The sequence below is a fragment of the Dactylosporangium sucinum genome (genome assembly GCF_014647515.1).
In the GTDB taxonomy this organism is placed as follows: domain Bacteria; phylum Actinomycetota; class Actinomycetes; order Mycobacteriales; family Micromonosporaceae; genus Dactylosporangium; species Dactylosporangium sucinum.
This window is the reverse complement of the sequence record NZ_BMPI01000010.1, coordinates 141,224-163,753: the sequence shown is the minus strand read 5'-3', so window position 1 is coordinate 163,753 and position 22,530 is coordinate 141,224. Positions and strand designations below refer to the sequence as shown.

22 protein-coding genes are annotated in these 22,530 nt (G+C 69.4%); 17 read left to right on the top strand and 5 right to left on the bottom strand.

Going from position 1 to position 22,530, the window contains the following annotated elements; genetic code table 11:
* Position 1: 1 nt before the first annotated feature.
* Entirely contained in the window at positions 2-232 is a 231-nt protein-coding gene (locus IEZ31_RS12885; RefSeq protein WP_190250040.1) for a hypothetical protein, read from the bottom strand.
* A 336-nt stretch (positions 233-568) separates the two neighbouring features.
* Between IEZ31_RS12885 and IEZ31_RS12880 the strand changes: the two genes are divergently transcribed.
* From IEZ31_RS12880 to IEZ31_RS12850, 7 genes are all read left to right on the top strand, one after another.
* Positions 569-1,903, top strand: a complete 1,335-nt coding sequence (locus IEZ31_RS12880; RefSeq protein WP_229834865.1) for a cytochrome P450 — start codon at positions 569-571, stop codon at positions 1,901-1,903.
* A 9-nt stretch (positions 1,904-1,912) separates the two neighbouring features.
* Complete coding sequence (locus IEZ31_RS12875) at positions 1,913-2,824, top strand: terpene synthase family protein (protein ID WP_190250038.1); 912 nt, start codon at positions 1,913-1,915, stop codon at positions 2,822-2,824.
* Positions 2,821-4,443, top strand: coding sequence for a prenyltransferase/squalene oxidase repeat-containing protein (locus IEZ31_RS12870; RefSeq protein WP_229834854.1), 1,623 nt, complete (start codon positions 2,821-2,823; stop codon positions 4,441-4,443). The genes IEZ31_RS12875 and IEZ31_RS12870 overlap by 4 nt, the downstream gene beginning before the upstream one ends.
* 140 nt (positions 4,444-4,583) lie before the next feature.
* Positions 4,584-7,037 carry a sensor histidine kinase gene (locus IEZ31_RS12865; protein ID WP_229834851.1) on the top strand — a complete coding sequence of 818 codons (2,454 nt, stop codon included), beginning with the start codon at positions 4,584-4,586 and terminating at the stop codon, positions 7,035-7,037.
* Between the two features lie 55 nt (positions 7,038-7,092).
* The gene (locus IEZ31_RS12860; RefSeq protein WP_190250037.1) at positions 7,093-7,512 is read left to right on the top strand and encodes a roadblock/LC7 domain-containing protein; all 420 of its coding nucleotides are present in this window, start codon (positions 7,093-7,095) and stop codon (positions 7,510-7,512) included.
* Positions 7,513-7,521: 9 nt separating this feature from the next.
* Positions 7,522-7,899, top strand: a complete 378-nt coding sequence (locus tag IEZ31_RS12855) for a DUF742 domain-containing protein (RefSeq protein ID WP_190250036.1) — start codon at positions 7,522-7,524, stop codon at positions 7,897-7,899.
* Entirely contained in the window at positions 7,880-8,467 is a 588-nt protein-coding gene (locus IEZ31_RS12850; protein ID WP_190250035.1) for a GTP-binding protein, read from the top strand. The genes IEZ31_RS12855 and IEZ31_RS12850 overlap by 20 nt, the downstream gene beginning before the upstream one ends.
* Before the next feature lie 224 nt (positions 8,468-8,691).
* Here IEZ31_RS12850 and IEZ31_RS12845 read toward each other — a convergent pair whose 3' ends face one another.
* Entirely contained in the window at positions 8,692-9,018 is a 327-nt protein-coding gene (locus IEZ31_RS12845) for a hypothetical protein (RefSeq protein ID WP_190250034.1), read from the bottom strand.
* Positions 9,019-9,280: 262 nt separating this feature from the next.
* On the opposite strand from IEZ31_RS12845, the gene IEZ31_RS58855 reads away from it, so the two are divergent.
* Positions 9,281-9,979: a pentapeptide repeat-containing protein gene (locus IEZ31_RS58855; RefSeq protein ID WP_190250033.1), complete on the top strand. Its 699-nt coding sequence runs from the start codon at positions 9,281-9,283 to the stop codon at positions 9,977-9,979.
* 80 nt (positions 9,980-10,059) lie between these two features.
* Here the strand turns inward: IEZ31_RS58855 and IEZ31_RS12835 are convergent, their stop codons facing one another.
* Together IEZ31_RS12835 and IEZ31_RS12830 are read right to left on the bottom strand one after the other, a co-directional pair.
* On the bottom strand, positions 10,060-10,527 hold the full coding sequence (locus tag IEZ31_RS12835) for a hypothetical protein (RefSeq protein ID WP_190250032.1): 468 nt from the start codon (positions 10,525-10,527) through the stop codon (positions 10,060-10,062).
* 206 nt (positions 10,528-10,733) lie between these two features.
* Entirely contained in the window at positions 10,734-11,660 is a 927-nt protein-coding gene (locus IEZ31_RS12830; RefSeq protein ID WP_190250031.1) for a hypothetical protein, read from the bottom strand.
* A gap of 1,001 nt (positions 11,661-12,661) precedes the next feature.
* Here IEZ31_RS12830 and IEZ31_RS12825 point away from each other — a divergent pair.
* The 6 genes from IEZ31_RS12825 (at position 12,662) to IEZ31_RS58170 (ending at position 18,099) form a co-directional block, all read left to right on the top strand.
* Positions 12,662-13,585, top strand: coding sequence for a replication protein RepA (locus IEZ31_RS12825; protein WP_190250030.1), 924 nt, complete (start codon positions 12,662-12,664; stop codon positions 13,583-13,585).
* Between the two features lie 899 nt (positions 13,586-14,484).
* The gene (locus tag IEZ31_RS12820; RefSeq protein WP_190250029.1) at positions 14,485-14,820 is read left to right on the top strand and encodes a hypothetical protein; all 336 of its coding nucleotides are present in this window, start codon (positions 14,485-14,487) and stop codon (positions 14,818-14,820) included.
* 16 nt (positions 14,821-14,836) lie between these two features.
* Positions 14,837-15,121 (top strand): helix-turn-helix domain-containing protein, encoded by a 285-nt coding sequence (locus tag IEZ31_RS12815; protein WP_190250028.1) that lies wholly within the window; start codon positions 14,837-14,839, stop codon positions 15,119-15,121.
* Positions 15,122-15,165: 44 nt separating this feature from the next.
* Complete coding sequence (locus IEZ31_RS56560) at positions 15,166-16,713, top strand: hypothetical protein (RefSeq protein ID WP_229834847.1); 1,548 nt, start codon at positions 15,166-15,168, stop codon at positions 16,711-16,713.
* A gap of 202 nt (positions 16,714-16,915) precedes the next feature.
* Positions 16,916-17,977 carry a hypothetical protein gene (locus IEZ31_RS12805; protein WP_190250027.1) on the top strand — a complete coding sequence of 354 codons (1,062 nt, stop codon included), beginning with the start codon at positions 16,916-16,918 and terminating at the stop codon, positions 17,975-17,977.
* Positions 17,974-18,099 (top strand): hypothetical protein, encoded by a 126-nt coding sequence (locus IEZ31_RS58170; RefSeq protein ID WP_268241661.1) that lies wholly within the window; start codon positions 17,974-17,976, stop codon positions 18,097-18,099. Before IEZ31_RS12805 ends, IEZ31_RS58170 begins: the two co-directional genes overlap by 4 nt.
* 53 nt (positions 18,100-18,152) lie before the next feature.
* Here the strand turns inward: IEZ31_RS58170 and IEZ31_RS12800 are convergent, their stop codons facing one another.
* Positions 18,153-18,347 carry a hypothetical protein gene (locus IEZ31_RS12800; RefSeq protein ID WP_190250026.1) on the bottom strand — a complete coding sequence of 65 codons (195 nt, stop codon included), beginning with the start codon at positions 18,345-18,347 and terminating at the stop codon, positions 18,153-18,155.
* A 344-nt stretch (positions 18,348-18,691) separates the two neighbouring features.
* On the opposite strand from IEZ31_RS12800, the gene IEZ31_RS12795 reads away from it, so the two are divergent.
* The 3 genes from IEZ31_RS12795 (at position 18,692) to IEZ31_RS12785 (ending at position 22,436) form a co-directional block, all read left to right on the top strand.
* Positions 18,692-19,651: an alpha/beta fold hydrolase gene (locus IEZ31_RS12795; protein WP_190250025.1), complete on the top strand. Its 960-nt coding sequence runs from the start codon at positions 18,692-18,694 to the stop codon at positions 19,649-19,651.
* A gap of 398 nt (positions 19,652-20,049) precedes the next feature.
* Positions 20,050-21,099, top strand: a complete 1,050-nt coding sequence (locus IEZ31_RS12790) for a nucleoside hydrolase (RefSeq protein WP_190250024.1) — start codon at positions 20,050-20,052, stop codon at positions 21,097-21,099.
* On the top strand, positions 21,096-22,436 hold the full coding sequence (locus IEZ31_RS12785) for an ABC transporter permease (RefSeq protein WP_190250023.1): 1,341 nt from the start codon (positions 21,096-21,098) through the stop codon (positions 22,434-22,436). Before IEZ31_RS12790 ends, IEZ31_RS12785 begins: the two co-directional genes overlap by 4 nt.
* Positions 22,437-22,530: the final 94 nt, after the last annotated feature.

Sequence of the window (22,530 nt, the reverse complement as noted above, 5' to 3'; positions counted from 1 at the left end):
TCTACTCGCACTCGTCGCCGCGGCCGCCAACCGGACGCCCGGGCTGCTCGAGGACGAGGTCGCCGATGTCGAGGCCGTGCCGGTGCAACAGCTCCTGCAACTGCGACGTGGTGCACCAGTGCTCTACGCCCCATGGGTCGAGCGCCCGGTTCCAGGCGCGCTCGCCGCAGCCGTCACGGTCGAGCCACACCGACTCGACCCGCCACCCGCCGGCGTGCAGCACGGTCACCACACAGCAAGGATCTCGCGGTGTTTGCACAGGTCAAAGCGTTGCGAGCTAGATCACCTAACTACACGAATGTCGTTCGCGGCGCCGAGAATGCCGCTTTTCCATCGCTGCAAACCACGGCTGATCACTCCGCGCTACCGGGCGTGCGAGAACTCACAAAGCAGAGAGATATGTACACATTTAACAATTTAGGCTACCGCCGCTGCGAGCAAGGGTGAGATCATCTAGGTGATCCAGAACGTGCGTACTGCTTGAACGCCCGGGTTCCGCGAGCCCGGCTGGGGGTGTCTGTTGTCGGCCATTCAGGACGTCAGGGTGGGCACGGCCGGTTCGGTCCCGTTGCGCCGGGCGCTGCCACGGCTTCTCCGCAGTCCGCTTGACGCGCTGGTCGGCTTCGCTGATGAGGCCGGCGGCGAGGTCGTGCGGTTGAGTTTCGGCACGTTCCGTCCGTACCTGGTGGCGCATCCCGAGCACCTGCAGCATGTGCTGCGCGACAACGCCGCCAACTACGTGCGTGACGGCAAGGGTCTGCTCTGGCGGCCGGTACGCCGGGCGGTCGGGGACGCGATCCTCGTCGCGGAGGGGCCACGATGGTCGTCCAGCCGTGACGTCCTGCAACCACTGTTCACGGCGAAACGGGTCGAGACGCTGGTCGACGGGATGGCCGTCGCGATCGGCGAGGCGGTCGACGTGCTGAACGAACCGGCCAGGACCGAGCAGGCGGTCGACGCCAACGAGGCACTGTCCCGGATCGTCTGCCAAGCCACGATGCGGGTGCTCTTCGCCGACAAGATCTCCGTACCGGACGCGGTGCGGGTCGTCGCCGCACTGGGCACGATCGCGACGGCGATGGTGCCTCGGCTACTGGTGCCGTTCATGCCCTACGCGATTCCGATGCCGGGCGATCGCGCATTCCGCGACGCTGTCCAGACCATCGACGACGTGGTACTCCCGATCATCCGCGAGACCATGCGCCAGCCGAGCGACAGCCCGGATATCATCTCCACCTTGTGCCGGCCGCGCAGCGTCGACGGTCAGGAGGTCACTGAGCAGCAGATCCGCGATGACGTCGTGGCGATGATCTCGACGTCAACCGAGACCACCATCGCGGTGCTGTCCTGGTTGTGGCCCGTGCTCGAGAGGTATCCCGACGTGGCGGGCCGGCTCTACGACGAGATCGACCGAGTGGTCGGCGCAGGCCCGATCCAGCGATCGCACATAGCTGAGCTTCAGTACACCCGGATGGTCCTGGACGAGCTTCTGCGCCTCTACCCGGCCGGCTGGATGATCCCGCGCACGGCCGTGGCGAGCGAGACCCTGGGCCGAACGCGGATCCCGAGCGGAGCAACGGTCCTCGTCAGCCCATACGTCACCCAACGGATGGCGGCGTTCTGGGACGATCCGGAGATCTTCGATCCGGAGCGGTTCGCTCCCACCGCGCCACGACGTCAGCACCGGTACTCGTTCTTCCCTTTCGGCGGCGGCCCGCACCAGTGTCTGGGCCAGTACCTGTTCCTGCTGGAAGCGCCACTGATCATTGCGACCCTCCTGAGCCGGTTCCGGATCCAGTTGCGCGGCAACGCCGACCTCACCCCGCGGATGGGTGCCTCGCTGCGGCCACGGCAGAACGCGCAGCTGACGCTGGTACCAGTTGACCGTTCCCACGCGGGCTGAGGCGTCCGCGTGCGCACACCGCTCACCAGCCACGACGAAATCCTGGTGGGCTCGGAGCACGGCAGGATCTGCGCGCTGGCGGCCGCCGGCCAACGTGATTTGCAGGAGCGCGCCGCAGCGCACCACGAACTGTTCGCGGCCAAGCCGTTCGACGCCGCCCTCTTCAGCGCCGTCGCCCATGCCACCGCGTTCGGTGCGCCGTGGTGCACGGTCGAGCAGCTGCAGGTCGCCAACCGGGCGTCGCTGTGGGTCTTCGCGGCGGATTGGCTGATCGACTCCCAGGCGACATCGCGGGACGAGGTGACGGCGATCGTCGCCGATTGCCGCGCTGTCGCGGATGGCGCCGCGGGCGCCAGCCCGATCGGGCGGTTCCTGGCCGAGATCCGGGACACGTTGGCGACGGCACCCTCGTTCCGGTCCGGGTGCAGGTCCGGGCGCCAGCGCTGGCGCGACGAGGTCGAACGGATGCTGGCGGCCATGGCCCGGGAGTGGGAGTGGAGGTCCGCCCTCACTGGCGGGGCGGCCGGGCCGGCAGGGCCGACATTCGACGAGTACCTCGACAACGCCGACAACACCGGACTCTCGTTCGTCAACGTCTCACACTGGCTGTTCACCGGTGACCTGGCCTGCCTGGACCAGTTCGACGAGCTCACCACCGCCGGCCGCGAGGCCCAGCGTGTGCTGCGCCTCGTCAACGACCTGGCCACACACGAACGCGATGCGGTCTGGGGGGACCTCAACGCCCTCATGTTTCTCGACCACGCAGACGTGTCCCGGCGGATCACCGCGCTTGTTGAGCGCTGTCAGGACCTGCTGCGCCCCTTGGAGCCGACCTGTCCTCAGCAAGTCATCTATCTGGCGCGACAGATCGGGTTCACCAGCGGCTTCTACCAGGTCACAGACTTCTGGGGTGTCACATGACGATCGAGGAAGCCGACAAGCGCCTCACGACGCGTGCGATGACGGACGCCGATATCACCGCTTCGGCGCACGACCTGATCGCCCAGCTGACGGCCAAGCCCTGGGGGCAGGTCGGCCCATCGGTGTATGAGACCGCACGACTCGTGACCGCAGCTCCGTGGCTGACCGGCCACGACCGGCGGGTGCAGTACCTGCTGGACACCCAGCGGCCCGACGGTGGCTGGGGGCCTCCGGAGGCGTACGCGCTCGTCCCGACACTGAGCGCGACCGAGGCCCTGCTCCATACGCTTCGCCGTCGTAACGCTGGTGCACCCAGCAGCGGCATCGAGGCGGAGTTGGCTGGCGCGGCCGATCGAGGCCTACAGGCGCTGTTCGGCTGGCTGCAGCACGGAGCGCTGTCCATTCCGGATACGCCAGCGATCGATGTCATCGTGCCGGCCCTTGTCGCCGCCATCAACGAGCACCTTGACGAGGTCCGCGACGCGCCGATCAGGGGACTGGACGCGTGGTCGGGCGATCGCCGCCTCGGCCTGCCCCCGGGCATGAACGGGAGACGCCTCGCCGCGGTCCGGCACCAGCTGGCGGCCGGGGCCGAACTGCCAGCAAAGCTGCGGCACTTTCTGGAGGTACTGGGGAACGCCGTGCAAGACGCGCCCGGCATGCGCCCCGGATCGCCGGGCGCGGTCGGTGCCTCGCCCGCGGCCACCGTGGCGTGGCTCGGCGGTCCGGCTGCGGCGGGATCGGCAGGGCCGGCGAGGGAGTTCTTGGAGGACGTCGTCGGCTGGCACCGCGGGCCGGTGCCGTGCCCGATCCCGATCACGGTGTTCGAGCGCGCCTGGGTGCTCAGTTCGCTGGTGCGTGCCGGTGTACCCCTTACCGTGCCGCCGGCGTTGCTCGATGAGCTTTCCGCGACCGTGGCGCCGGCCGGCATCGCCGCCGGCGCCGGACTCCCCGCCGACGCGGACACCAGCTCCGTGACGCTATACGCGCTCGGCAAGCTCGGCCGGCGAGTTGCTCCGGACAGTCTGTGGGCGTTCGAGACGGAGGCTGGCTTTTGCACCTGGCCGGGTGAGGACGGCTTCTCAGTCACCACCAATGCCCATGTACTGGATGCTTTCGGGCAGTACACGATCAATGGTGCCGATGCGTCGCCGCGCGAACTCGCGGTGGTGGACAAGCTGTCGGCGACACTGCCGGGCGAGCAGCAGACGGATGGATCGTGGCGCGACCGGTGGCACGCCTCGCCGTACTACGCAACGGCCTGCTGCGCGGTCGCGCTCGATCAGTTCGGCTGCGGTCCCGCAGCGGTCGAGGCGGTCGCCGCGGCGGTCGACTGGGTCCTGGCGACGCAGCGAACTGACGGGTCGTGGGGCCGCTGGTCCGGCACAGCCGAGGAAACGGCGTACGCCATGCAGGTGCTGCTCACCACCGGCAATCCCGCCCGCCGCGCGATCGGCGAGGCATTGGGGCAGGGCCACACATTTCTCGCAGTGGCCTTCGACCGACAGTCCGACCCCCCGCTCTGGTACGGCAAGGAACTCTATCTGCCGACAGCGATCGTGCGCGCCGCAGTGCTCGCCGCGCTGTACTCGACGCCAGGGCAAGATCAGACTCGGTAACGTTTGGTAATTGCCGTACGCCGGTAGCAACAAACAGCGGCTGACCAGGCAAGCTTGAGGTAGTGGTTGATCACTGTTACGGTGCCGGATGTCTACGAGGTCGGAAGTTTGCAATCTGATTAACTTCCGCCAATTAGCCGATGACATTGCTTGCTTTCCGCGCCGCGGTGGATGGTGTGATGCGTTCTCGCAGTACGAATTTGCGCGCGAAGATTACCGCGCTACTGCTTTCGCTGGCCGCCCTGTGGGCGTTCGCGGCCTGGGTGACCCTGCGCGAGGGGTTGAACCTGTTCTGGGTTCAGGCCCACAACAGCAACATCTACCAGCCGAGCGAACCGTTACTGAGAGACCTGCAGTCCGAGCGGCGGCTCTCCACGGCCTACCTCGGCGCCCCCGGCGACCAGCAACGCCAGAACCTGACCGCCGGACGGCAGCAGACCGAGCAGGCCAGCGCGGCGTTCCGGACCTCGGCGCAGAGCTGGCAGGCCAACCCATCGGGGGATGAGGACCTGCAACGGGCAGTCGACAAGGTCATCGCCGGCCTGGACGGACTAGCCGCGGTGCGGGCCCAGATCGACGCCCGAACGATCGACCGTGCCGCCGCGTCGACCGCGTTCACGCAATTGGTCGACTCCCTCTTCGAGGTCTATGACTCGTTGGGCGGCCTGGACGACAAGGTCATCGCCGCCGACGCGGCCGCCCTGATTCAGCTCAACCGGACCTGGGAGCTGATCTCCCAAGAAGACGCCCTGCTGACCGGATCCATCGCGGCCGGCCGCATGACGGCCGACGAGCACGCCCAATTCGTCCAGATCGTGGGGGCGCAACGGTTCCTCGCCAGCGATACGGTGGCCAGCCTCTCAAGCGCCGACCAGGCCCGGTACAGTCAGATGGCTGGCGGCAAAGACTTCACGGCGTTTCGCGCCGTGGAGGATCGCGTCATTGCCGAGACACGGGCGGGCGTCAAGCCGCCGACCAGCAACGACGAATGGCGCGCCGTGGTCGACCCCGCCCTGGCTGACCTGCACGACGTTGTGGTGACCGGCGGTAAGGACATCGTGGCGCGCTCCACGCCAGTCGCGATCTGGGTCCTCATCCGCCTGGTGCTCGCCGCCGGTCTCGGGCTCGCGACGGTCATCGCGTCGATCATCGTCTCGATCACCACTGCCCGACAGATCGTCCGGCAGTTGGAGCGTCTGCGCGACGCGGCGCGGCAACTCGCCGATGAGCGACTGCCGAGCGTCGTGGCCCGGCTCAGCCGCGGGGAGCAGGTCGACGTCGATCACGAGGCGCCCCCACTGGAGTTCGGCGACGATGAGATCGGCCAGGTGGGTCAGGCGTTCAACGCGGTGCAGGAGACCGCGATCCGCGCCGCGGTCGAGCAGGCCGACCTCCGCCGCAGCGTCCGTGACGTCTTCCTGAGCATCGCCCGCCGGTCCCAGTCGTTGGTCCACCGCCAGCTCAAACTGCTCGACGGCATGGAGCGGCGGGAGGGCGACCCTGCCAAGCTCGACGAGCTGTTCCGCGTCGACCACCTCTCCACCCGTATGCGGCGCAACGCGGAGAACCTGATCGTGCTCGCCGGGTCGAGCCCGGGACGCGTCTGGAAGCGCACCGTCCCGATGGTCGACATCGTCCGCGGCGCTATCGCGGAGGTTGAGGACTTCGCGCGGGTTAAGGTGTACCCGATCAAGCCGGTCGAGCTGGCCGGCCGGGCGGTCAGCGATGTGATCCACCTGGTCGCCGAGCTGGTCGAGAACGCGCTGTCGTTCTCGCCGCCGCATACCGAGGTCCACGTCAAGGGCCAGCTGGTCGGCACCGGCTTCGTGCTGGAGGTCGAGGACCGGGGCCTGGGCATCGCGCCCGACGAGATCGCTGAGCTGAACCAGCGCATCGCCAGCCATCCCGAGTTCACTTTGAGCAGTGCGGCGCGGCTGGGGCTGTTCGTCGTGAGCCGGCTCGCCGAGCGGCACGGGATCCGGGTCCAGCTCAAGGAGTCGCCGTACGGCGGGACGACGGCCGTCGTGCTGATCCCGAAGCACCTGCTGGGCGAGGGCACCGTCAACGGCGAGGCCAACGGCATCCCGGCGTCGAGCCCGCGCGCCGCGGCGGCGGTCAGTGGTACGCACCGACTGGAGGGATCTGATGTTGACTTCGTACCGCCAACGAGTGAACGCAGGCCGGTCGCTCTTGCTGAGCCGCCCCGGATGCTCGGTGTGGACCTCGCCGCGGCGATGAGCGCGATACCGACGCCGGAACCGCAGGAGCCGCCCGGCGCGATGCCCGCTGCCGGGAACGGTGCCCAGCTGGGAGCCTCCGCCGACGCGGAGGGCACGTTCACCCAGGGCGGCCTGCCTGTTCGGATGCGCCAGGCCAACCTCGCGGCAGGGCTGCGGGACGGCGACCCCGTCGCCGACAGCCCGGCGCCGGCGACGGAGCTGCGGTCGCCCGAGCAGGTGTTCAGCCGGATCTCCTCCTACCAGCAGGGCAGCCGCCAGGGCCGCGCCGACGCGCCCCGCGACATCGACTCACCGCCATCACCCCTTCCGACCCGCGCTGCGTCTGACGGCAACAACGAACAGCCGACGACGTGAACAGACCGACGCGGACCGAAACCGCCCACAGCGGGCATGACATAAGGGGAACACTGTGGTTCTGAAGACGGCGGCGAACGCCGACCTGACCTGGCTGTTGGACGATTTCGTGACGCGGATCGACCACGCGGATCACGCGATCGTCCTCTCGGTGGACGGCCTGCTCAAGGCATCATCGCAAGCGCTCGGCCAGGACGACGCGGAGCATCTATGCGCGATCGCGGCGGGTATCCAGAGCCTGGCTCGGGCCGCGGGCAAGCGGTTCAGCGGCGGGCCGCTGCTGCAGACGATCGTCGAGATGCAGGAGGCCTCGCTGCTCGTCACGGCGGCGGGGGACGGCTCGTGCCTGGCGGTCCTCGCAGACGCGGACGCCGACCTGGGCGTCATCGCCTACGAGATGGCGATGCTCGTCACCCGCGTCGGAAAGTACCTCGGCTCGCCGCCGCGCACGGACGATCCGGCCGGGAAGGGGTGACGCGTCACGATGACCGCCCCCGAAGATCCAGTGGAGACGTGGGTCGACGATCACGCTGGCCCGGTCGTGCGCCCATATGCGATGACCCGTGGACGGACCCAGCCGGTGCGGGGCACGTTCGACCGCATCGCTCTGGTCAGGGCCATGGTGACCACGACGGCGCCGGAGGTCGGGCTGGAGCCCGAGCACCTGTCGATCATCAGGCTGTGCCAGCAGCCGACGTCGGTGTCCGAGCTGGCCGCCTACCTCGACCTGCCGCTCGGCACCATCCGCGTCATGCTCGGCGACCTGCTCGACCGATTTCTTGTTCAGGTTTCTGAGCCAGCCGGGACTGGTCCCGACATCGAACTCATAGAGGCGGCGATCAATGGCCTACGGGCACTCTGACGGGGTACCCACCGCGATCAAGATCCTCATCGCGGGCGGGTTCGGCGTCGGCAAGACCACGATGGTCGGTGCGGTGAGCGAGACCGGCCCGCTGCGCACCGAAGAGGTGCTCACCGAGGCGAGCACCGGCGTTGACAGCCTCAGCGGCGTGGAGACGAAGTCAACCACGACGGTGGCGCTGGACTTCGGCCGAATCACCATCAACGAGCATCTGGTGCTGTACCTGTTCGGCACCCCAGGCCAGGACCGATTCTGGTTCATCTGGGACGAACTCGCCTTGGGCGCGACAGGCGCGGTCGTGCTGGCCGACACCCGCCGGCTCGCCGACTGCTTCCCATCAGTGGACTACTTCGAGCAGCGCGGCACACCCTTCATCATCGCGGTGAACTGCTTCGACGGCGCGCCCCGATACGAGCTGCCCGAGATCAAGCAGGCGCTGAACCTCGAGAACGAAGTGCCCATCATCCTCTGCGACGCCCGCCAACGGCAGTCCGGCAAGGACGCGCTGATCACACTGCTCCAGCACGCCAGCAGCACGCTCGGAGCGCCAGCGCGCATCAACGCGTAACGCACGACCGGGCGGAGCAACCCAGCCGCCCGGCACCCATTCCCCGTTCACGCTGTAACGGCCCGATCAGGTCGCTGTGCTCGCAGCCCGCCCGGAGGTGTTGGCGCGCCTGCTCGAGCAACGCCCTTCCTCGCTGCCGGTCCCTGCGCATCTGCGGCGCCGCTAGATTGGGCGCGGTGCGCGAGGCCTTTCCGGGCCTCTCGCCTTCGCTCGCGCGGCTGCGTTCAGGTCTGGCTGCGGCGCTGCTTCCCCTTGGCCGCGCCCATTCCACGCCGGGCCGCGGTCTTGGGTGTCGAGCTCGGGTTGGATGGCGCGCCCGGGAGCCCCGGCATGGCGGCGGCGCGTTGATCAAGTGCGATGAGTCGCTGTGGGTGCACCTTGGCCAGGACTCTTACCCGGCGCAGGGTGCCGCCGTCGCCGGGGTCCCTCACAGCCCAGCAGGGCTCGCCCTTGACCGAGAAGCAGATCGGGCACAGCAGCGGGTGCGTCTGTGGCGCCGGGCGCCGGGGCAGTCGGTGCACGGTCATGGCGGTGCCGCGAATGCCCTTCATGGCTTGCAGTGTCGCACCCAGCGGCGGTATCTGCGGGGAGGCGCGCGGCGCCAGCATGACAATGCCCGGGCTGGGCGCCGCCGCCCAGCGTGCCGTCGCCGATGGCGACAAGCCCGCCAACAAGACTGCGCTCGCGCAGCTGTTGCGGCATTGAAGGGTCGGCGTAGCCACGGTCGCGCTGCGAGGTTTCCCTGGCTCCAGATACCGTTCCCAGAACCGCGAGCAAGAGATGCGCGTCGGCGAAGATTGGAGCCGAGTCTCAATGGAGGACAATCCCACAAGCCCTTACGGCGGCGGTGCCGACTACGCCGGTGTCGATCTCGCGGGCGCAGATTTCGCTGGTGTGGACCTCGCGCGCGCGAACTTTGTCTTCGCCAACCTCGCCGGGGCGACCCTCGCTGGCGCGAATCTCGCCCGCGCCGATCTCGCCTACGCTGACGTTGCCTACGCTGACCTCGCCCACGTCGACCTCACGGGCGCCAACCTTGCTGGCGCGGCACTTGCCTACGTCAACCTGACCGATGCGACTGTCGATCGTGCCAACCTCGCCGAGGCGCGCCTCGCCAATGCCCAGCTGCCCGGCGCCAGCCTCAACCGAGCCGATCTCCGCGGTGCGAACCTCGGTTATGCCAACCTCACCAACGCGGTCCTCGTCGACGCCAACCTCGTTGGCGCCTATCTCGCGCGTGCCCATCTGGCCCACGCTGACCTGCGCGGCGCTGTGCTTGCCGGCGCCAATATCTCCTCAGCCGTTCTCACCAGTGCCAACTTCATCGCCACGAACCTGGCCGACGCCCTCCTCTTGGGAGCCAACTTCGCTGGAGCGCGGTGGGACTCGGACACGATCTGGCCTGCCAGGTGGGCAGATCAGATCCGACGAGGGTCGAGAGAGCGGGAACCAGGGGTGTTCGAGGTGACCGCGGAGCACGGCGCAGTGGTCGCCGGTCCGCCGTCCAGTTGACGGCGTTGCCTGGCAGGTCCGGACCGGGGGCGCCAGCCGGTCGGCGTCGGTCGCGCGCCGGAGCGGGCCGGGCCGACGCTTCAGGTTGACGTCGATGTGCGCCGCTGCGCCATGGCGCTGACCCGGCGAGCGGCTGCGGCGGCCGCCTGCTCGGGGGTCGAGGTGATCCAGGCCAGAACCTCTGGCGTGCAGACGTCGTCGTCCGGGTCCGGACCGATCCAGCGGGAGGAGAGGCAGCCCCGGTGGAGGCAGACCCGGGTGTGGTGGCCGCCGCACTGGCATGGGATCCAGCCGCGGCACGCTCGCGCCGCGTCGAGGTAGCCGGTCGGATACGGGTGTCCGGCCGGGCATTGCTCCGGCGGCGCACCGTCGAGGCGCCGCACGGTGTGGTAGCGGACGCTGATGACGTGGACATCCGCTCTGGCCTTGTCGACCAGCTGGCGGAGTCGGCCGGCGCTGACGACAGTCTGGTACCTAACGGCGCCGACCGGCGAGTTTTCGGCGCTGCGCCAGGTGATCGTGAGGCTGTACCTGACGACCCACTCCATCGCCACACGCTATCGAACGTACGTGCCAAATGAGTCGGAATTGCTGGGTCGGGTCGCAGGGATGGTGTCTTCGTCCGCCCCGCCGAGCCGGTGCCGCGCTCGGCCCGCCCTCAAGTCGCTGGCGGCAGCACCAGTGGCCGTGCACCGGGCGGCGCGCGGAAAGGACTGCGCGTCGGTTCTGACGCTGCCGGCCGACGAGACCCCGCCTACCGGTCCGGGTGGGTGAGCTCGCGGTAGGCGGCGAGCACGGCGGTGGTGTGGTCGGTGAGGTCACCGGCAGTGTTTCCAGCCAGCTGAGTCGACGGCCGGCCACGGCGCTGGTCGGTGGCACGGATCGTCGCCTGGGCCCGGGCCAGGGCGTCTTGCTCGGTGACGAACGCGTGAACCTCTCTGGCCAGCTGCTGCAAGCACGTTCGCCGCTGGGCGATGACGGTTTCGACCTGAACGAGGTCCTGGTCGACGTGGGCGATCCGGTCGGCCAGCTCGAGCGCGGTCGAGGTGGTTGCCGGGACGCCGACGCTGGCGGTGGCCAGGTCCTGCCGGAGCCGCCGGGTGCTGGCCCGCTCGCCCACGAGCATCGTGAGCTCCCAGAGTTGCCGGGCCAGCACGGGCGACGGGTCGTCGAGCGCCACGTGCCCGCGCAGCCGCGGCCAGGCCACGGCTGCGGCGCGGACGTTCTGGGCGGCACGCTCGATCACGTCGCGATCGTCGTAGTGGGTCAGCACCTGGTGACCCACGTCCCATCGGCGGGCCGTCCGCGTGTATCGGCGCAGCGCCTGCCACGCGGTGAGGCCGATGCCGGCCGCGGCCACGACCGCGCCGGTCCACGGGCCAGCTGCCCAGGTGCCGCCGGCGGCGACGGCTACCGAGCAGGCAGTCCCGACCCAGCCGATCCGGGCGCCGCCGGAGCGCGGGGTGTGCAGGCCGACTTCCGCAGGCCGGGTTGCGTACATTCCGCCGGGGCGGGTTACCGGGTCTGGGGTGACCAGGGTTACCGGACCGGCGGTGTCGTGCCGGGAGGGTCCGGCGACCTCGGGCGCCAGCACGGACACGACCAGCTTGTCCTCGTCGTCGGCCAACCACAGATGCCCGGGATTCAGCCCGCCCGGCCGGGCCGTAGTCGTCACAGCCATCAATGGTGACGTACGGGTACGACATTTTTGTGTTCCGCGAATCCGACCCATCGCGAGAGCTGGGCGCTGTCCCCAGGGGACGTTGGCCGACTACAGGTAAAGAACATCTACAGGAAAGAACTACAGGGAGCCCGAGAAAGCCCGACTTGAACTGGGGAAACACGGCAGGTGGTCGGCCTGGTATGCGTACCGGTCGGCAGGTTATGCGCGGCCGGCGCGCAGCACCGAGCGGCGTCGGTCGGCAGGTTATGCGTGGATCACCACGCGTCGAGCCGGTTATCCACAGGCTGGTCGGGATCCGGTCGGCGAGGTATGCGTGGACAAGCGGCCCGATGTCCACTGCTGTGGACCGGGTCGGCAAGGTATGTGTGGACAGCCGACCCGGGGTCCGGAGCGGTCGGCGCGTTATGCGTGGACAACCGGTGTCCTCCGGCAAGGACGCACATCGCCCCACCGATGCACTTGCCGCTTTACTGGTGAAAGATCCGATTCGCAGGTCGGCAGGTTATGCGCAGTCGTCGACACCGGCGAGCGCGCCCGAACCGGGTCGGCAGGTTATGCGTGGACAGCAAGGCTGCCGTCCACAGGCCACCCCGAACCGAACCGACCGTGGTGCTCACGGTCGGCCTGATATGCGAAGCGTCCACACGTTCGACGTGACCCGCCGCTGCACCGGCGTGGCGGTCACCGGTCCGGAACGGGTCGGCAGATTCCTACAGAGCAAACCGTCAGGTCAACGAAGCAGAGGACGGCGCCGGGCAGATCTCCTCGACGAGCTGCATCTCCGTGGCTGGACCCACGGTCGGCAAGGTATGCGCGTCCACCGTGGGCCCCGGCCCAGCCCCGCCGGCAACGGCTGCGAACGCCGGAAGCGGGTCGGCAAGTTATGCGTAACGTCGCCGCAGGTCAACGACCTTTTTGCGCGACACGGCCACGCGAGGCTTGGGCAACGCCGGGGATCGTGACAACCTCCGCCCATGCCCAGGCAGCGAAGAGACGAGATGGACCGGTTGCGGGCCGCGGTCGAGGTGTGGGACGACGAGAACCCCGACATTGGCTACCTCACGCGCCTGCTCACCCAGACGAACCTGCCGTACCGTGACCCTGGGCCCATCCCGGAGTGGACCCGCCGCAACGGGGTCGTCACCCTGATGGTCGAGCCGGGCCGGCGCAAGAACCCGGACGGCACCTACACGCCAATCTACCCGTACGGCATCCTGCCGCGGCTGCTGCTGATCTGGATGTCGAGCCAGGCGGTCAAGACCCGTTCCCACGAACTCGTCCTCGGCACCAACCTGACCGAGTTTATGGGCGAACTCGGCCTGCGCCCGACCGGCGGCAAGACCGGCACCATCACGCGTCTACGGGACCAGGCTGAACGGCTGCTGAAGGCCAGGCTCAGCGTCGAGGTCGACGGCGGCGCCAACCGCGACCGGGCCGCACAGATTTCGGTCGCACTGCACTGGGACCTGTTTTGGAACGACCGCGACGATGGTCAGGAAGCGCTGCTCCCGTCCACCATTGTGCTCTCGCGCGACTTCTACCAGGAGATCATCAACCATCCGGTGCCGCTGAACATGGCGGCCATAGCAGCATTGCGTGGCTCGCCGATGCGGCTGGACATCTACGCGTGGCTCACCTGGCGGATGTCATACCTGAGCAAGCCCACCGTCGTGTCGTGGGAGATGCTCATGCTGCAATTCGGATCGAACCTCGCCGACACCAAGCAGGGCCGACAGCAGTTCCGCCGCGACTTCGCCGCGAACCTGCGCGAGGTCCTGCTGGTCTACCGGGAGGCCAACGTCGAGGTCGCCGACTCCGGGCTACGCCTGCGCCCGAGCCGGACCCACATCCCATTCCGCGGCCTGCGCGCCCTGGCCGCCGCCGGAGAATCCCCGAACGGCAACGTGGCGGCGGCCAGCTGATCCAGGCCAGCCTCCGGACATCGCGATCGGCTGTTCGGCCAGGCCAACGCCCCACGGATCAGCAAGGACCGCGAGGGTCCGTACCAGGTCGGCGCGGACCCTCGCGAGGGCTGCCATGTGCAGTGCCCGTACGGACACCAGCTGCGGCCGCCATATGGAAGTTCTCGCAGGGTACCAAGGCCGGCCATGGCTTCGGTGGCATGTGACCGCAGGCGAAACGGTCGACCCCACTGGGGAGCCTGACAGACCTGGGCGGCTGGCTACTTGCCGGTGGCGTACGACGGCAGCGCCCAGCATGAGCACGACACTGCAGGTGAACCGGCCGATGACGAGACCAGTCTTCGACGATCCGGGTCAATCCAGGTCACGATTGCCCGGCGAGTCGGCCAGCCCTGCGATCATGCCGGAGAGGGTTGGGTCACGCCGGTTGCCGCAGAGCTCTGGGTCGTGGGCCATTTTCCGCCGCGGCCGCGAGACGCGAGCCCGTACGCGATCGGGTCGTGGTGGGAACCGGGCTCGTTGCACGGGTTGGGCGCGGGGGCCGCTGCGCCAACAGCGGCCCCCGCAGTGCCGAGGCGTGTCCGGCCTAACAGACGCGACGTCGGGCTTTCACCATGCTCTGACGGACCGCGTTCCGGCTATCAGGCCCCCGATGATGTCCGGGACTTGTGGATCATCGTTGTTCGCATTTGCGGAGTGGATCTCGATAATCGGGGTCTTGTTCTGGCTTACCGGTTTCGACTAGGCCACGATGAGGTCCGGTGTCAATGCCGGGTCCGCGACGACGCCAATCGTCGCGGGCAGGTTCCAGCATGCGGCACCACATCGTGTCCGGCCTATCGACCGAAGGGAACATCGAACTGATGTCCGGTGTATCGTCGCATGCTTATCTTGATCTGGTGCTGCGGACGCGGTTGGCGGTGTTGACTGCGACCGCTGGGGCGGCCGGTGCGCTGCTCGCCGACGGAGTTCCGCCGGTGCAGGCGGCCGCGGTCGCCGCGGCCGCGACCGTGGGTGGGGTGGAGGTCGGCTGCCGGCTGACGTTGCCGCACGTCGCGCCCAAGACCGTCGTGTCGGTCCTGGTCGTGGTGCTGGCGCTGGTCGTGTCGGTGGTGCGGCTCGGCTACCCGGTTCCGGAATGTCTGGCGGTCGTGCTCGCCGCCGCCTGGTGCACCGCCGAGCTGGCCCGCCGGGTGACCGGTCTGGTCCTGCGGCCGACCGCTCCCAGCGCCTGACCGGGTGGTCGAACACATGGTCGGGAGGCGGGAGACCCCCATCGACCCGAGCAGGCCGTTCGCGGACTTCGCGAACGGCCTGCGGGAGCTGCGGGCGAACAGCATGAAGACGTTTGAGGACATCGCGGTGGAGGTCAACTACGGCAGGTCCGTGCTGTGCGCGGCGGCGAGCGGACGGCGGTTGCCGACGTTCGGCGTGACGCTCGCGTTCGTCCGGGCCTGCGGCGGCGAGGAAGACGAGTGGGCCCGCCGGTGGCAACTGGAGGCGCCCCGGCAGCAGCGGAGGAGGCCTCGATGGTGATCGTGCAACTCAGGGCAGCGCCACACGCGAGCCGGGGTGTTGATGTGTTGGGGCTTGCGACGTGCGGACAGCTGTCCAGCCACTACGCGGCGGTGACCGGTGCGCAGCGGCGAGCGGTCATGGCGGCGGTCTATGAGATCGTCGCGCCGGTGGTGTTCCACGGCCTCACCAGCAGGGTCGAGCGTGGGCGTGGGCACTTCGCCTGCAGCCAGTCGGTTCGGGCGCTCGAACCAGACTGCCTGGACCGTTACCACGACGACGTTGAGGCGGTCATCGACGACGTATTCCGCAACGCGACGATGCCCATCGCCAATCTCGAGGGCTGGGTCGCGTCGCGGTTGACCGCGGCCACCGTCGATGGGCACCGCCGTCGACGGTCCGCCGTGGGCGCGCTCCAGCGGCCGCGGGTCCCGCGCTGGTTGCGGGACGGGCTCGGTGGTGACCCGTGGCTGGTCGACCTTGCTACAAGGATCCTGATCTGGGTCGGCAGCCCGGCCACCGCCGGTGTGGAGGTGTGGCCGATGCAGGCCTGGGCCGACAGCCGGGCCGAGCTGACGGGCAAGCCTCTGGACGTCCAGGCCACCGCGGCGGACATCCAGCGTGTGCTCGCGGCCATGCGGCAGCGTCGCACCTGGTACGAGGCATACGTCGAGCAGCCGCTCGGCCGCAAGCCGGCGCCGTTGGCGCGGTTGCAGGGGGAGTCGGACGAGCCACCCGCCCCGCTGCTGTTGACCGATCCGCACGACGCGGCCGACGCGCAGCTGCGGGCCTTGGCGTCGGTGGCCGTGGAAGCGATCACCGACCGGCTCCGCGCCGGTGACGAGCCGTCCGCCGCGGTGACTGAGGTCCTCAGCACGGTGTTCCCGCCGAGCAGCGACGTCGGCGACGTGATCGCGGACCAGGCCGTTGTCGGCCGGGTCGTCAACACCGTGCTGGAGATGGTCGATCCGCCGCAGCCGGCCGACACGTCCCCCTCACGGCGAGGTGGCCTGACGATCACCATGCCAGAACTCGACAACACCGTTATCGGACGGTGGCACCGCAGGCTGTCCAGCAACCCTTCGGCCAAGCGCAGCCATTGGCGGACCAAGACGATGTACTTCCTGGCGGTGGCCGGTCTGGTGGAGTCGGCCCCGCGCGCCCCGCTGACCTGGAAGAGCATCGTCGACGCGGCAAAGCCGGGCGGCAGCCGCAGCACCTTCTACGAGGTGGCCGGTGCGCACGCCCGCCACCCGCTGATCGACGACCTGATCCGCGACGGGCGTGTGGACTCGATCCAGCTCGCCGTGGTGTACCAGCGCAACGAGGCCGTCGCCCAGCTGGTGGACGAGACGAAGGTCTGGTCGTACTGGCCGTACCGGGAGCGCCTCCTGGCCGCGTTCGCCGCCGCCCCGCGCCCGCCGTACGCGATGGAGGAGGCCCTGACCCGCTCCCTGACCGTCTGGGCGAAGCGCCACCCGCACCTGGCCGCCGCCCTCGACTACACGCCGCCAGCGTGCGCCGTGGAGGACCTGATGATCCTGCTGCACGGCCGCGTCGCCGCGGGGCGCGCGGCCAGCGTCCTCACGGAACGCCTGCGCCGCACGGTGTGAGCCTCCCTGCCCTACCAGGTTGCTCGGACGGCTCAGGACCCCGAGCAGGCGCTGTCCGTCAGAAACAAAGCATCCGGCAGCCCGCGGACCAGGACCAGGTGGACGAGATGCCCGCTTTGCGGCACTCCACCATCTTGTGCGTCGGCTGGCGGGGGCAAACCCGGCGAAAAAATGTCGGTGCATCCCGGGACAATGACTGGCTGTGTGGAGACACGAGGGCCGGGGGTTCCGGATGGCCGACGGCGCCCGGTTGGTCGGGCAGTCCGGCAGCACCTACGAGCTGAGCGTCAGCATGCCCAACGACGCGGACGGCTTCTTCGGCCGTCAGTGCCCCGCGTGCCGGCGACTGTTCCGCATGCAGGGCGACGACTACGACGCCCTCCCCGACGACCTGCAGCTGTGGTGCGTCTACTGCGGCCACCACGATGACCGCGCCGACTTCCGCACCGAGCAGCAGGACGCCCGCGCGATGCGGGCCGTCGACGACGTCGGCGAGCAGATCGTCGACCAACTGCTCGACCGTGCGCTCGGCGGCCGCACCCGCCGCCGGCCGCGCTCGTCGAGCGGCGGCCGCGCGGGGCTCCGGTTGAGCATCACGGTCACCGCCCGCCGCCCGGCGTTTCGGCCGAAGCCGCTGCCCGCCATCCAGGAGGAGCAGCTCATCCGGATCCGACAGTGCCAGTCGGGTGGCTGCGGGGTGCGCTACGCCGTGTTCGGCGAGCACCGCTTCTGCCCGGTCTGCGGCCCGCTGCCGGCCGCAGTGGTGGCCCGGGACGCGCTCGCCGCCGAGACCACCCGGCTCGACGCGCTGGCCCAGCTACCGACCGAGGCCGCTGCGGCCCTGCGCGAGCAGGGCGGCCTCACCCGGCTCTGGGTCGACACCATCGAGAACCTCGTCGGCGTGGTCGAGACCCTGGCCAAGACGACATTCTTCGCGCTCGTCACCGACGCCGCCCAGCGCGTGCAGGGCAAGGGCAACGTATTCCAGCGCCTCGACGACACCGCCACCCTGTTCGTCGACGCCGGCCACCCCGACCTACGTGACACGGTCGGCGTGGCGGTGTGGCAACGGCTGCAGCAGGTGTGGGCGGCCCGGCACGTCTTCACCCACAACGACGGCGTCGTCGACGCCAGGTACCTGACCCGGGTGCCGTCCAGCACCGCCCGGGCCGGGCAACGCCTGACCATCACCGAGGCCGACTGCCGCCAGGCGATTGCCGACACTGAGCGGCTCTGCGCAGCACTGGCGACAATCGGCGTGTGACCCGCTCTGGCGGCGACGCTGAGCACTTCGTCCGCGCGGCCACCGATCTCGGCGCGGCGATGCTCCGGCTGCCGGAGACGCCGCCCAAAGGCACCCTGTACGGCCAGCGCCGCGACCCCTGAGATCGACCTCGATCCACCGCCGCGTTGCCGACCGGCAGACCATGCGAGTCGGCCTAGGCGAGCAGCGCGTCGACCTCGTCGATGGTGAGCCCCGGCGGTGCTGGAGAGGTGCGGGGTTCACCGCCGGGCATCTCCGGTTCCCGGCCGGCCCGGCGGGCCCGCGACACCCGCCGAGCGGGGCCATCGATCTGCTCCGGCGCGACACCGGCGCGACGAGCGGCCTGGATCGCCGCGGCGTTCGTCCGCATGGGTGGCACCCACATCGGTGAGTCTCCGGATTCGGACGAGCAACACCTGGCGCGAATCGACTACGGCGTGGCGCGAATCGGCATTGTCCGCTGCGGTCTTTGCTCCCGAGACTGATCCCCAATCGTCACGATCACGGGCGGAATGCGACATCGGGAGCGGGGGTGCGGTGAGGCGGCAGAGGGTGCCTTCCCATCGCTCCGCGTCGCCCACGGCCGCTGGCTTGCTCGGCCGCACGCGAACCGGCAACTCCGTCCATCGTCCATCGTCCATCGCCCCTGGCATCCCCCCGGACGCGCCCACGCGGGGCACCGCCGGCCAAGTCCACCCAGGTAGGAGTCGCTTGATGACCTTCGATCGCAGAACCTTGTTGCGCGGTGGTGCAGCCGCCGGCCTGCTGGCCGCTGGCGGGTTGGCTGTGTCGGGAGGTGGCGAGGCGGCAAGCGCCGCCGTCCCGTCGGCGGCCCGACGCACCTTCCTGTTCGTCCACGGTGGCTGGGGCAACGCCTCTAACTTCCACCCGCTCCTCGAGGAACTGCACATCCGGGGTCACCGTGCCCTGGCCATCGACTTCCCGGGACACGGCACCAAGGCGAAGTTCCCGGCTTCCTACCTCGCGCAGGATCTGGCCGCGCTCGCCACGGAGCCCTCTCCGGTCGCTGGCAACACGCTGGATGACTACATCAACTACACCCTGAGCATCGCCACCGAGTTGGCTGGCATCCACGGGCCGATCATCCTCGCCGGCCACAGCCTGGGCGGACTCACGATCGGCAAGGTCGCGGCCGCGGCTCCGCAGACCATCCGTCGAGTCGTGTACATCGCTGCGTTCATGCCGGTGGCACTGCCGAGCGCATACGCCTACACCCAGACCCCGGAAGCGCTGACCAGCCCGGCGCCGCTGGACCCGTTGTTTGTCGCCAATCCCCTGGACGTCGGCGCGCTACGGGTCAACTGGGGCTCCCTGGACCTGACCTATCGCGCCGGCGCGAAGGCCGCGACGTTCGCCGACGTGCCCGACGAGGTGTACACGGCCTACTCGCGGTCCTGGAACTCGGACGAGCCGCTGGCCGTGCTCGGGGCCGACGCCCGACCCGCGATCAGCACCTGGGGCTGTGTTCCCCGCACCTATATCCGCTTCTCGCAGGACAACGCGATCCCGCCTGCACTGTCGAACCGGATGATCCAGGAAGCGAACACCGCCACGCCCAGCAACCCGACCGACGTCAGAACCGTCACCGGAAGCCACCTGGGCCCGCTGTACTCGTCGGCACCGCGACTCGCGCAGATCCTGTCCACGCTGTAGTCCAGCCCGTCAGCTCCCAGCGGCGACGCCGCGTCCGGGCCACCTTGGCCCGGACGCGGTTTCATGTCGTCTACGGCGAGCAGCCGAACGGTACGTGTGCGGTTCGCTGACCGCTGGCCAGGTCGGCGGGGCACCCCGATCAGCCGACGCCGGTCGGGCGGGCGCGGCCCAACGCCATACCGCCCGCTGCGACTTCCCGACGCCCTCGTGCTCGCTGGCGGCGGCGCGAGGGAGCCCGCTCGGCCTGGTGCGCGACCGGTCCGTCAGGAGCAGGCAGATCCTCAGCACATGGGCGGCAGCGGGACCCACGACCTCAAGGAACGAGGGTGGCGTTGCACGCCTGGTCAGAGAGCTGGTAGCGGGTCGTGGCTAGGCTGAGCACCGGGAAGGGGGCGTGCATGGCAGACTCGCCCGCGGCAAGGGCATTGGGTGCCGAGCAGGTACGTCAGGACTGGCAGGCGCTGGTCGAAGCGGGGGAGCTGTTGCGCGGCACCGGCTTGGGCGCGTTGAGCACCAAGATGCGGCAGGACGGGCAATGGCCGGTGGACCTCCGTCGGGTACCCATGATCATCGACACGGATGTTGGCGGTGATCCCGACGATGCGTTGGCCCTGATGGCCGCCGCCGGCGAGGTTGCCGAGTTGGCGTTGGTCGTAACAAGCGACGAGACCGGGCCGACGTTCGGGTCTGGGCAGCGCAGCCGTTTCGCCCGGGTGCTGCTCGACGCCTGTGGTCGAGCCGATGTGTCGGTGGTCGCTGGCGCATCCCTCGGTGACACGCGCTACTTCTGCGTCGACGGGCTCATGCCCGCCGCGGTCGGTGCGCAGCCTGGTGATGTCGTGGCGGCCGCGGCCGCGGTGTGCGCGGCTGCGCCCGGCCCGGTGCGCTGGGTGGGGCTGGGCCCGATGACCAACCTCGCCACCGTGATCCGGGAAGCACCGCAGGTGGCCCGCCGACTGCATGTCACGCAGATGGGTGGGGCGTTGGCCTACCGCGACCCGACCCGTGCGGAGCACAACGTCCGCCTCGACGTCGATGCGGCGCGCACCGTGCTCCAAGCGGTCGACGCGGGGCTGCTGCCAGCGGCGGAGTGGGTCACCTCGGACGTGACCTTCACGCCCGAGACGGAGCTGACCGTGCAGAGTCCGCTCTATCAGACGTTGACGGCGTCGGACACGGCGTGGGCAAGGCTGGCAGTTGCGCACCTCGACCGCTGGTTCGAACGGTTCTACCCGCACACGATGCAGCACGACGCGCTGACGCTGTCCGCCGCTCTTGAGTTGCCCTTCGTGGAGTCCGACAAGGTCGCGGTCACCCTGGACGAGATCGGTCGGATGATGGCGTCCGACGATGGCGTGCCGCTGTGGTTGAGCGTGTCCGCACGGTATGCGCCATTCATGACGTGGCTGACTTCGGCGCTTGACGCTTCGAACCGCCGGCTGTCGTGAACGAGTCGGAGCAACCGTATCGCCGCATCACCGACCTCGCCGCAGGTTACCGCCTCGACGCGGCAGGCCGGCGGGCCGTCGAGACGGCGTACGACGTCTTCCGCCGCCATCACGCACCGTTCTTCGTGTCGGTGGCCGCGCAGATGCTGCCAGACCTGCGCGCCGATGCCGCCCAAGGGCGGCGCGTGGCGTTCCTTGGCCGTGACGGCCACGGCTACGCGATCGCCGCCCAAGCGCTCGATCCGGTGTTCTTCAGCCGGTCCTGCCACGTCGTCGTGCTGTCCCGGGTGGTGGTCGAAGCCGCACTGCAGGACCTCGAGGTCAATACCGGCGGGTCCTATTCACAGATCGACGGGTTCCGCGGGGCCCGCGGTCGCGTGGACCCGGCAGACGTCACGGGCTCCTACCGGCACCTGACCCGATACCTGCGCCAGGCCGGAATCCCCATCGGACTCCCCGGCAGCACCGTCACCCTGGTCGACAGCAGCCTCAAGGGCACAGTCCAAGAACTGCTCAGTGCCGCGTACCCAGCGACCGCGTTCACCGGAAGGTATGCGTTTCTCAGCCAACTCCCCGGTGATCCCCACCCGGGCAGCAAGCACGGCTACGTCATGCATCGTGGTCCGGACGAGGTTCCCCACGGTGATCTGTTGATGACGCTGCCAGACGACCCGGCGCTGACCTTCGCCAGCAAGGAAGCGATCAGTGTCCTGGAGGACACGCTGCACGGCCCGCTGGACACCCCGCGACGCATCATCGCAACCGGCCCACACCAGATCGGTCAGCGAGACGACCCGGACACCCTCGGCGGGTTCAACCCGATCATGGTCGACCCGGCCTTCTCGGATCCGGTCATCCGGGAGGCGGTCAAGGCCGCAGGGCTGCTCGCCGTGCACGACGCCGCAGTCGACGCGGCTGCCCGCCGAGACGCAGGACAGCCGTGGACGCGTGACCTGCTGGCCAGCCAGCAGCGGTTCACGGACCAGGTCCGGGCCTGGGTCGGCACGGGAACGACGTCCGATCCAGATCTCAACCGGGTGCTCGACAGCTTCGTGCGGCGCGCCGATAACCCGCTGGTGCGTCAGCTCGCCGCGACGCTGCAGCAGGCGCAGATGCCACCGGAACCCGCCGAGCAAGTCTGGCGACGGTTCGCCGCCGCCGGGTCGTTCGAGGCCAAGCGCGCGCTGCTGGAAGCTGGCCCCCTCCCGGCACCACCGCCGCAGCATCAGGTGCGGCAGGCGTTTCCGACACCTCCCGGACCCGGCCGTGCCACACCACCGCCCACGTCACCGCCCCCACCGCCCGGCCCAGGCAGCGCCCCGCGACGGGGCCGGTGAACCGGAGCGAAGAATCCTCGCGGGAGACGGGCGACGCCGAGAGCACGCGCCGATCAGGGCGCGGCGGCCGGACCGGTTTCACACCGGGCCGCTC

Excerpts from the sequence above, each read along its gene's own strand:
- IEZ31_RS12870 (WP_229834854.1), top strand. The coding sequence starts at position 2,821 with ATGACGATCGAGGAAGCCGACAAGCGCCTCACGACGCGTGCGATGACG.
- IEZ31_RS12865 (WP_229834851.1), top strand. The coding sequence starts at position 4,584 with ATGACATTGCTTGCTTTCCGCGCCGCGGTGGATGGTGTGATGCGTTCT.
- IEZ31_RS12855 (WP_190250036.1), top strand. The coding sequence starts at position 7,522 with ATGACCGCCCCCGAAGATCCAGTGGAGACGTGGGTCGACGATCACGCT.
- IEZ31_RS12850 (WP_190250035.1), top strand. The coding sequence starts at position 7,880 with ATGGCCTACGGGCACTCTGACGGGGTACCCACCGCGATCAAGATCCTC.
- IEZ31_RS12845 (WP_190250034.1), bottom strand. The coding sequence starts at position 9,018 with ATGAAGGGCATTCGCGGCACCGCCATGACCGTGCACCGACTGCCCCGG.
- IEZ31_RS58855 (WP_190250033.1), top strand. The coding sequence starts at position 9,281 with ATGGAGGACAATCCCACAAGCCCTTACGGCGGCGGTGCCGACTACGCC.
- IEZ31_RS12835 (WP_190250032.1), bottom strand. The coding sequence starts at position 10,527 with ATGGAGTGGGTCGTCAGGTACAGCCTCACGATCACCTGGCGCAGCGCC.
- IEZ31_RS12830 (WP_190250031.1), bottom strand. The coding sequence starts at position 11,660 with ATGGCTGTGACGACTACGGCCCGGCCGGGCGGGCTGAATCCCGGGCAT.
- IEZ31_RS12825 (WP_190250030.1), top strand. The coding sequence starts at position 12,662 with ATGGACCGGTTGCGGGCCGCGGTCGAGGTGTGGGACGACGAGAACCCC.
- IEZ31_RS12815 (WP_190250028.1), top strand. The coding sequence starts at position 14,837 with ATGGTCGGGAGGCGGGAGACCCCCATCGACCCGAGCAGGCCGTTCGCG.
- IEZ31_RS12800 (WP_190250026.1), bottom strand. The coding sequence starts at position 18,347 with ATGCGGACGAACGCCGCGGCGATCCAGGCCGCTCGTCGCGCCGGTGTC.
- IEZ31_RS12795 (WP_190250025.1), top strand. The coding sequence starts at position 18,692 with ATGACCTTCGATCGCAGAACCTTGTTGCGCGGTGGTGCAGCCGCCGGC.
- IEZ31_RS12790 (WP_190250024.1), top strand. The coding sequence starts at position 20,050 with ATGGCAGACTCGCCCGCGGCAAGGGCATTGGGTGCCGAGCAGGTACGT.